At 54.6% G+C, this 8,575-nt stretch carries 11 protein-coding genes and 2 tRNA genes; all 13 read right to left on the bottom strand.

Annotation, left to right across the window (positions count from 1 at the left end):
• Positions 1–1,248: an iron-containing alcohol dehydrogenase family protein gene (locus ACN0RL_RS14830; protein WP_417518138.1), complete on the bottom strand. Its 1,248-nt coding sequence runs from the start codon at positions 1,246–1,248 to the stop codon at positions 1–3.
• A 1-nt stretch (position 1,249) separates the two neighbouring features.
• On the bottom strand, positions 1,250–2,095 hold the full coding sequence (gene eutJ, locus ACN0RL_RS14835; protein ID WP_417518140.1) for an ethanolamine utilization protein EutJ: 846 nt from the start codon (positions 2,093–2,095) through the stop codon (positions 1,250–1,252).
• 13 nt (positions 2,096–2,108) lie between these two features.
• The gene (locus ACN0RL_RS14840; protein ID WP_417518142.1) at positions 2,109–3,500 is read right to left on the bottom strand and encodes an aldehyde dehydrogenase family protein; all 1,392 of its coding nucleotides are present in this window, start codon (positions 3,498–3,500) and stop codon (positions 2,109–2,111) included.
• Positions 3,501–3,560: 60 nt separating this feature from the next.
• Complete coding sequence (locus ACN0RL_RS14845; RefSeq protein ID WP_417518144.1) at positions 3,561–3,866, bottom strand: EutN/CcmL family microcompartment protein; 306 nt, start codon at positions 3,864–3,866, stop codon at positions 3,561–3,563.
• Positions 3,867–3,897: 31 nt separating this feature from the next.
• Positions 3,898–4,218 (bottom strand): ethanolamine utilization microcompartment protein EutM, encoded by a 321-nt coding sequence (eutM, locus tag ACN0RL_RS14850; protein WP_417518160.1) that lies wholly within the window; start codon positions 4,216–4,218, stop codon positions 3,898–3,900.
• Between the two features lie 90 nt (positions 4,219–4,308).
• Positions 4,309–4,608 (bottom strand): ethanolamine utilization microcompartment protein EutM, encoded by a 300-nt coding sequence (gene eutM, locus ACN0RL_RS14855; protein ID WP_417518146.1) that lies wholly within the window; start codon positions 4,606–4,608, stop codon positions 4,309–4,311.
• Between the two features lie 23 nt (positions 4,609–4,631).
• Positions 4,632–5,615: a phosphate acetyltransferase gene (pta, locus tag ACN0RL_RS14860; protein WP_417518148.1), complete on the bottom strand. Its 984-nt coding sequence runs from the start codon at positions 5,613–5,615 to the stop codon at positions 4,632–4,634.
• Positions 5,612–6,436: an ethanolamine utilization cob(I)yrinic acid a,c-diamide adenosyltransferase EutT gene (eutT, locus tag ACN0RL_RS14865; RefSeq protein ID WP_417518150.1), complete on the bottom strand. Its 825-nt coding sequence runs from the start codon at positions 6,434–6,436 to the stop codon at positions 5,612–5,614. Before eutT ends, pta begins: the two co-directional genes overlap by 4 nt.
• A 14-nt stretch (positions 6,437–6,450) precedes the next feature.
• Positions 6,451–7,149: an ethanolamine utilization acetate kinase EutQ gene (eutQ, locus tag ACN0RL_RS14870; protein WP_417518152.1), complete on the bottom strand. Its 699-nt coding sequence runs from the start codon at positions 7,147–7,149 to the stop codon at positions 6,451–6,453.
• 24 nt (positions 7,150–7,173) lie between these two features.
• Positions 7,174–7,728 (bottom strand): EutP/PduV family microcompartment system protein, encoded by a 555-nt coding sequence (locus ACN0RL_RS14875; RefSeq protein ID WP_417518154.1) that lies wholly within the window; start codon positions 7,726–7,728, stop codon positions 7,174–7,176.
• Positions 7,707–8,069, bottom strand: coding sequence for an ethanolamine utilization microcompartment protein EutS (gene eutS / locus ACN0RL_RS14880; RefSeq protein WP_417518156.1), 363 nt, complete (start codon positions 8,067–8,069; stop codon positions 7,707–7,709). The genes ACN0RL_RS14875 and eutS overlap by 22 nt, the downstream gene beginning before the upstream one ends.
• A gap of 282 nt (positions 8,070–8,351) precedes the next feature.
• Positions 8,352–8,427 (bottom strand) — tRNA-Lys (locus ACN0RL_RS14885).
• A 72-nt stretch (positions 8,428–8,499) separates the two neighbouring features.
• Positions 8,500–8,575, bottom strand: a tRNA-Lys gene (locus ACN0RL_RS14890).

Genomic DNA, 8,575 nt, shown 5'->3' on the forward strand with positions numbered 1-8,575 from the left:
TCATTCGTTCGTTGTTGTTCTGCAAGCGTCTTCCAGTAACTGCACTATGTCGGCTTCAGTAACGTCTCTCGGATTGTCCCGGATACATACATCCTCCAGCGCTTCAGCTGCGATGGCTCCAAAGTCATCCCGGTTGATGTTCGTTCCCGCAAGGTTTCCGGGCAATCCGATGCCGGAAAGCAATTGCCTGACGGCATCGATGGACGCCATGCATTGCTCCCGCTCTGTCATGCCTGTGCGGGTCACACCCAGCATGTGGGCAATTGCGGCGTAATCCCGCTGGCATACCAGGGCGTTAAACCGCATGACATAGGGCAGGAGTATTCCGTTGGCAATACCGTGGGCCAGGCGGTAGCGGGCTCCAATCTGGTGGGATATGGCATGAACCAGGCCAAGCCCGGAATTGCTGAATGCCAGCCCTGCTTTATAGGCCGCGGTAGCCATGGTCAGGCGCGCGGCGACATCACCGCCGTTGCCTACGACTATCGGAAGGGCCTCAGCAATACTCTGTACTGCGCATATAGCTAAGGCTTTTGCCAGTGGATGGGAACTGCGTGCAGCATAAGCCTCTATGGCATGGGTAAGCGCATCAATGCCGGTAGCCGCTGTGACCAGAGGCGGCAAATTCAGCATAAGGCCTGGGTCAACAATGGCGAGATCCGGCATCAGGTCGACCTGTTTGATCACGTACTTATGCTTCCGGTCTGCACGCATGATCACGCTGATGTCGGTAACTTCCGAACCTGTGCCGGCAGTTGTGGGCACAGCACCTAACCCGATAACCCTGCGGCCCTTGAAACCGGGCTCTGCCATTTGCTGCAAACTGCTCTGGCAGCTTCCCGCCAGCGCAATAGCCTTGGCCGCGTCAAGCGCGGAGCCGCCACCAAAACCCAGTACAAAGTCGACGTGATTGCGAGTAAGCAGTTCAGTGGCGTTAGCCACCACTGTCTCGTCAGGCTCCTGATTAATAACGGGATAGATCGTGCAGGCAACGCCTGCGCGTTCCAGGCTCCGCTGCATACTCCGCATCAGGCCTTTTTCATGAACTATCCGGTCGGCGATCACCAGCACATGAGATACACTCAGCTGGCTGAGCATCTCGCCAATTTTCAGAATTGCACCCTCGCCCATCAATGTCTGGCGCGGGGCGTTAAAGTTGAACAGACCTCGGGGCGTGAGCTCGTCTACCGTGCGGGTGACGATGTCCTCAATCAACGCGTTTCCCTGTGACTGTCCGGTAGAGTTCATATCATCCGACCCTCGCCGCTCTGGCCTGAATCACCTCTGAGTAGCTGGCAATGGCCAGCGGCGTCAGATAAAGCGGATGCGACGGGAGCACAACATCAACACCTGGAAACTCCGCCGCAAATACCTCAAGGAACCCAGGCAAAGCACAAGAACCACCGGTCAGATAAATAGCGGGCACTTTGTGGTCAGCAATATGGCCGTGCACGATATCCGCCATTTTGGCGATGACCGGCGATGCCAGCCTGCACAGCGCGAGATCTTTGCTGGTGCGTTTCATCTCTTCGGCTTCTTCATAAGGCATGCCGAAGTGCCCCGCCAGAGCCAATGTGATATGCCGACCACCTGTCGCGTCGTCTCTGGAGCAGACCACCTGCCCCTGTTCAATAATCGCTGTTCCTGTGGTTCCACCGCCAATATCCACCACCGCAGCATGATCAAGCTGCAGCAGCCGGGCAACGCTGCTTGGCTCATCGATAACGCCTGCTACTTCGAGGCCAGCAGCTTCAATAACGTTGGTTGAGATGCGTGAATCAGTGCCGGGAGGGAAAGACGTAGTGACCTGTTCAATCTGAATGCCCAGCTTAGCGCTGGCGCGTCGGATCTGTTCCCGGACAATCTGGCTGGCACCAAAGAAGTCCACCACCACACCGTCGCGGACGACATTGGCCCAGTCCATAAAGCCCGCCAGGGGATTACCGGCTGCGTCCAGCACAATCGTCTGGATGTCAGCGGTACCCAGGTCGACACCAACCCTGAACTCTCCCTGAAAGGGGCTCTCGGTGTCCTTGTTGATCAGGCCGGCAGTCTTCTTCAGCAATCGGTTAACGTCGGCCATTGTCTTGCTCATTACGCTCTCCTTGTCAGACGATCCTGAACGAATCAACCAGGGTGCAGCGCCGTTTGCGCACAAACGTACTGGCGTTCGTAACGCCTTCACCGGTGGGTGTGGATATCGTCATGGATGTCCATCCTTCCCCACCGGCGCCGAGGCCTGCGAGGCAAGGACCATTTTTTACAAACAGGCTGCAGTTGATTTCCAGTGCCATGCGGGAAAGGTTGTCGATATTCCGCGAATGCATGGCTGCGGTATGGCGGTTGCCGGCCTCCAGCTCCACAGCCCAGTCAATAGCCTGGTCCGCATCCCGGGCGCGTATCAGCGAGATAACCGGAAGCATCATCTCAGTTGTGGCGAACGCGTGATCCCGCCCGGTTTCGACAACAAGCAGGCGGGTGCCTGCCGGAACGTTGAAGCCTGCGGCGGCGGCAATTTTTTCAGCATCGCGCCCCACCCATTCAGGTTTAGGGCGTGGATTCGGCCCCGGGTAACCGGCCAGAACAAGCCTTGCCACAGCATCGGCCTGCTCAGCATTGATCTCCGCAGCCCCGTGCCGGCACATGGCTTCTTTCAAGCCGGACGCAATCGACTCTACGGCAATAATTTCTTTCTCATCGACGCAGATGATGTTGTTATCAAACGAGGCGCCCTGAACGATACTTATCGCGGCCCGTTCTATGTCTGCTGTTTCATCTACCACAACCGGCGGGTTACCCGGCCCCGCAGCGATCAGGCGCTTGTCGGTGACTTTGCGTGCAGCATTCACTACCGCCTCTCCGCCTGTAATCGTAAGCAGGTGGATTCCCGGGAAACTGAAAAGCCGGGTGGCTGCTTCAATCGTAGGATTCTCCACACAGGTCACGAGGTTTGCTGGCCCTCCTGCGCTGACAGAGGCACGGTTAATCAGTTGAATAGCACGCTGGGAGACTGCCTTGGCTGAGGGGTGTGGCGAAAACACCACGGCATTTCCGGCCGCAATCATGCTGATAGCGTTGTTCAGTATGGTTGCAGACGGGTTGGTTGAAGGCGTAACGGACGCTATTACACCCCAGGGAGCGTTCTCGATAAGTGAAAGGCCGTGATCACCGGTAACCGCTGTAGGAACAATAGCTTCAATTCCCGGGGTTTTATCAAGAACCAACCGGTGTTTGCGTATTTTATCCTCTACCCGACCATAACCCGTCTCATGGACTGCAAGTTCAGACAATTCCTGGACGTGTTCGCTTCCCGTGCGCCGGATAGCGGCGATGATCGCTTCTCTCTGCGCCATCGATCTTATCTTCCTGCAGGCGCCCTGAGCCTCCGCTACGGCATCCTCAAGCGTTTTGAATACGCCATAGCTTTCCCCGTCACGCTGCGGAGAGTGCAACTGCTCAATAACGCGGCGTACGATGGACTCAATTTGCTGAGCATCCATTTGCATCTTCCATCTCCCCCCAGGCTGTCCGAATACCGGTAACAGCCCGATAAAGGTGGCCTAATAGTTTCGCTGGTATTTCTGAAACCAGGTGTTCGACCCCCCGGTCACTTCATCGATAATACCCACGATACTCAGATCGACAGGTGTCTGGCCGGTGCCATCTACAGACATCCGGGCAGAGCTGCCGCTGACCACAAGCACCCACTCACCTTCTCCCGCGCCCAGCCGGTCAGCTGCCACCATGACTGAGCTTTCTTCCTTACCGTCCTGATCGATAAACTTGACCAAAGCCAGCTTATCCATCCCCAAACGCTCGCTGCGGACAGTAGCAACGACTTGACCGATAACCTTTGCAAGTCTCATGGGATATCTTCCAAATCAGTTGACCCTAGCCCTATGTTTTCTTCCCCTGAACCGGCTTTCCCGGCTCGGCCGCCTTTCTCGGCCTGATCGGAAAAATAGTCTCCAGATCTGCGTGTGGCCTTGGGATTACATGGACTGCTATCAGCTCTCCGAGCCTTTGTGCTGCTGCCGCTCCTGCGTCCGTTGCTGCCTTACAGGCGGCAACATCACCCCTGACGAAAGCACTGACGTAGCCATGGCCAATTTGCTCATAGCCTACAAGTTCTACCCTGGCGGCCTTGACCATGGCGTCAGAGGCTTCTATCAGAGCCGTCAGACCTTTCGTTTCGATAATCCCCAATGCTTCCATCATGTTCGTACCCTCATGCCTTGTGGCCTGTTCTGAAGCCTGCTTCCAGACTGCATTCATCGGAATGAACCTATGTCAGGGCCCCTGACTTACTCAGGAACCGGATAAAGACTTCACAGCAGGGTTGATCGGGAAGATAGCCTCAAGGTCTCCGTGCGGACGTGGGATCACGTGCACCGCCACCAGCTCGCCCAATCTCTGCGCTGCCGCAGCACCGGCATCGGTTGCTGCCTTACAGGCGGCCACATCACCTCGGACCATCGCAGTGACAAGACCACTGCCAATCTGTTTGTAACCAACAAGTTCAACCCTGGCAGCCTTGACCATCGCGTCAGAGGCTTCAATCAGAGCTGTCAGACCTTTTGTTTCAATAATTCCAAGTGCTTCGTTCATGGTTAATTCTCCTCAGGGTGTTACTACTCTTTGTTTACCAGGCATGACGCCACGATGGCTATGTCGACAATATCGTCGGCCGTACAGCCACGTGACAGGTCATGCATAGGTTTTGCCAAACCTTCCAACATCGGCCCCAGCGCCATGTAATTACACAAGCGCTGGGCAACCTTGTACGCAATATTTCCAGCATCCAGTGACGGAAATATAAGAACATTCGAGTTACCTTTCAAAGGGCTTTCGGGTGCCTTTTTAAGGGCAACCGACGGCACCACTGCGGCATCAAACTGTAATTCACCATCAATAATAAGAGACGGATCGCGGCTGTGCGCCAGCTCAAACGCATCCCTTACCCGCTGGGCTGCCGGATGCTGCGAGCTGCCCTTGGTTGAAAACGACAGCAGCGCTACCCGCGCTTTCTCGCCTGTGAGTATCTCGAAGCTGCGGGCCGAATCGATGGCGATGTCCGAAAGCTGCTCTACAGTGGGCTCGGGAATCACACCGGCGTCTGCGAACAATCGGAAATCGCTACCATCGGCAGAGGCCATCAGGAAAAACGAGGACACGGTTTTATGGCCGCCTTCGACGCCAATGATTTTGATCGCTGCACGGATAACGTCACCACTGGTGGACACGTTTCCGGCGATGCAGATATCCGCCTTTGCATGCTTCACCATCATGGCGCCGAAATACAATGGTTCACTCAGGAGCTTGCGGGCTTCATCGCTGTCTGCTCCCTTGTTTTCATCAAGGTATGCGCTGATAAACGAGTCCATCCAGGGCGATCGCATCGGATCCACAATAGAAAAACAGGGTACCGCCACGCCGGCATCGTGAGCGTAATCACGGAGCTCAAACGGGTTACACAGAAAAATGGGCTCAGCCAGACCCCGCTGCTGCAGTTCGTTTGCCGCGTGCAGAACCCGCACATCAAGTGCATCAGGGAAAACGATGCGCTTGGGGGCTTTGCGACAGGCGTTCCGACACTGCTCCATCATTCTGATCATGAAATCCCTCCCAGTTCAGGGAGTGATCCGGTTGATTCAACCACCAGAGTCATAAGCATCAGAACGTAAAGGGCACTGCTCAGCCGGTTCAGGCCTTGAACGATATCCGGACGCGTAAGATCAAAACTGTCCGTCTGGAAGGTATGACAGGCCTCGACTTCTGCCTCCCGGGCCATGGCCCTGAGTACATTCAGCAAGGACACATTCGCACCGTGCTTCAGCTCCGGAACAATGTGGTCATGGCCGAGATATTTCAGTGGGTTATGGGAAATGCGGTGAATGCTATCGTCGCCCAGCTCGCCCATGCTGATCTCGGTCTGAACTTCGCCGGTAACCTCGCTTCGCAGAAGGTTCCCCATAAACGAACGGAGATCTCCAAGCGCATGGCGCAATACCGGATACTTCTCAAAGCTCACAGCAAACTGGGTCTGTACCCACACGGTCTGGGAAATCAGCGTATCAAGCTTTCCACGCAGGGCGATTCTGGGATGTGTCTTAGGTACAAGCCTTTCGCTATCCAGCAACGTCAGCAACTCGGTTTTCTTTTCGACCTGGCTGTGGCACACAGAACAAAGGTTGCCCGGACGCGCATTCGCGCTGGTGAGTGGGTGCACTGAGGCTTTCTGGCTAGTGCCCGATTCAGCCTCATCAGGAAGGAATACCCGACCGTCCTCACCGATATACTTGATGCGAATCTTGCGCTCGGCCAGAAGCTGACTCGCCGACGGGGTCAGCCGGGCTCCTTCAGGCAGGTGCACTTCACTGCCATGGGCCAGACCATGCTCGGCTCGCAAACTGGTTTCGGTAATCCAGGATGGCATCGATACAACCCCTTTTATTGCGCTGACCAGTCCGCCGGATAGGTCACATACACAAACCGCACTTTTCCGGGAGACCCGAATTCGATAGCCGCACCCTTGGGTATGAAGAACACATCGCCGGGCTTACCTATGTGTGTCTTGTTTCCACAGGTAATGTGGAGCTCACCCTCCAGCACCACATCAATTTCGTCGTAGTTCAGGGTCCATGGAAAGCTGCAGTTTTCCCACTGCATATAACCGGCCGCGATGGAGCTGTTGTCGGCAGCACCGATCACATCGGTCAGCCCGATGGGTTTTCCACCCGCACCATCGAACTTTCCGGGTTTAACAGAGCTTCCACGCACAAGAACAACACCATTGGATGCCTTCTCTCGATCACAGGAAGAGCCCTCCTCTTCCTGGTGCTGCAGATCTTTCAGAGCTTTTTCAATCAACTGATCCAACAGGCTGGAGTTCTGATGCGCGGCCGGCAGCTTTTCCCTGACGGCCTTTTTGATCGCTTGCAGGCTATCGTGGCGGTTATTGCCCGCCAACGACGTGCTGTCCTTTTTCCGCTCGCTACCGACCGGAACGTCAACGATTTTCAAACCCAGTTTTTTAGCAACATCACGGGCTTCCGGTGTAATAATGGTTCGCTGCGGCGTAATCTCCACCGATGTCTGCCCGTTCCGGTGAAGCTCCTTGATCGTCTCAGCCGTTAACAGAGATTTCATATTCCGGCCCCTATCAGATTCGTATCAAAATTCGTTTTCGCCCACGCCTGCGCTTTCAGCGCACGCTTCGTTGGCACCTGTACTGGCATCCGGTACTTGCAAACTGATCAGAAAAGACCTCAAGGCATCAACACCTTCACCCGTTGCTGTTGAAGTCAGAAAATATGGCGGGGAAATATTGTGATCTGCCATTATTCGACAGGCAGCTTCCGAGTCGGCGTCTGGTAAATCGGTTTTACTGACTACCCCGACAACCCGCTTGCCGGGGTAAACGTGCAACAACCCCGGAGGTAATGAGAATGACCTGCTGTTTGCAGGCTGCAGATACACGATCGTACTGATATCGGAGATGGTGGAGAGCAATGCGCCATAGTATGCGGGGCGACTGATGAATTCTCCCGGTGTGTCTACAACGTGGCTGGGATGAAACTCAACAGCCTGGGTTTTCAGGACCTGATCACTGGATTCGAGCAGTGCCAGGGTAAGCGCCGTTTTTCCGCTTCCGACATCACCCACCAGCACAAAATTCGCCAGATCGGGGTGCGGTGCGTTTCTATTTACGTCCGGGTTGCCTGACATACTCTGTATCCCAACGACGACTCCAACGTAGAAAGAATGGCGCTCAATGCTTCCTCAACTGACCCGATACTGCCGGTAAGGACGAGCGCTCCCGAAAAACGATCCAGAAATCCAATTTTTACCGATGCAAACTTGGTTGCGACGTCGCCGGCAATAATGGCTGTTTCCCCGGGAGTCAGGGTAAGAATACCAATCGCCTCTGCGTGTTCGACACCAACCTTCTGACACAAATCCTCAGTGGGATTCGCGAGCAAATGTGCCAGGGTTACCTGCTTACCCGGGACATACTCCTGAATAATGCGTTCAATATCGGCTGATCCGCCAGAACTGCTCGCAGACACTATAAAATGCCCCGCTTCTTAGGGTGCTCGAACGTTTGATTCGCTCAAGGTAGAACCTGAACATACGTTCATCGTAGTCTACAATTGATTAATTGCCAGCCAGTGTGCAAGCAACAAGTTAAGGAATTGATACTGATCAATATATCGGTGCAGGCAGCATGTTCTTTCAAGAACGGGGAGGAAGGGATCACTCAGGGAGGGGCGATTACCGGAATATCCAGAGCAAAAAAAAGGACCGCATTTCTGCAGTCCTTTAAATTAAACCGTTTCGTACTTCAAAAATGGTGGGTCGTGATGGATTCGAACCATCGACCAATTGGTTAAAAGCCAACTGCTCTACCAACTGAGCTAACGACCCAAAACTTGTGACCAGTGCCTGGACCCTGATCGATTTCGGAGTGGCTCAGAAACTGCCCCGAAATATCGAATATGGTGGGTCGTGATGGATTCGAACCATCGACCAATTGGTTAAAAGCCAACTGCTCTACCAACTGAGCTAACGACCC

The sequence above is a fragment of the Marinobacter sp. genome, assembly GCF_048259445.1.
Classification (GTDB): Bacteria; Pseudomonadota; Gammaproteobacteria; order Pseudomonadales; family Oleiphilaceae; genus Marinobacter.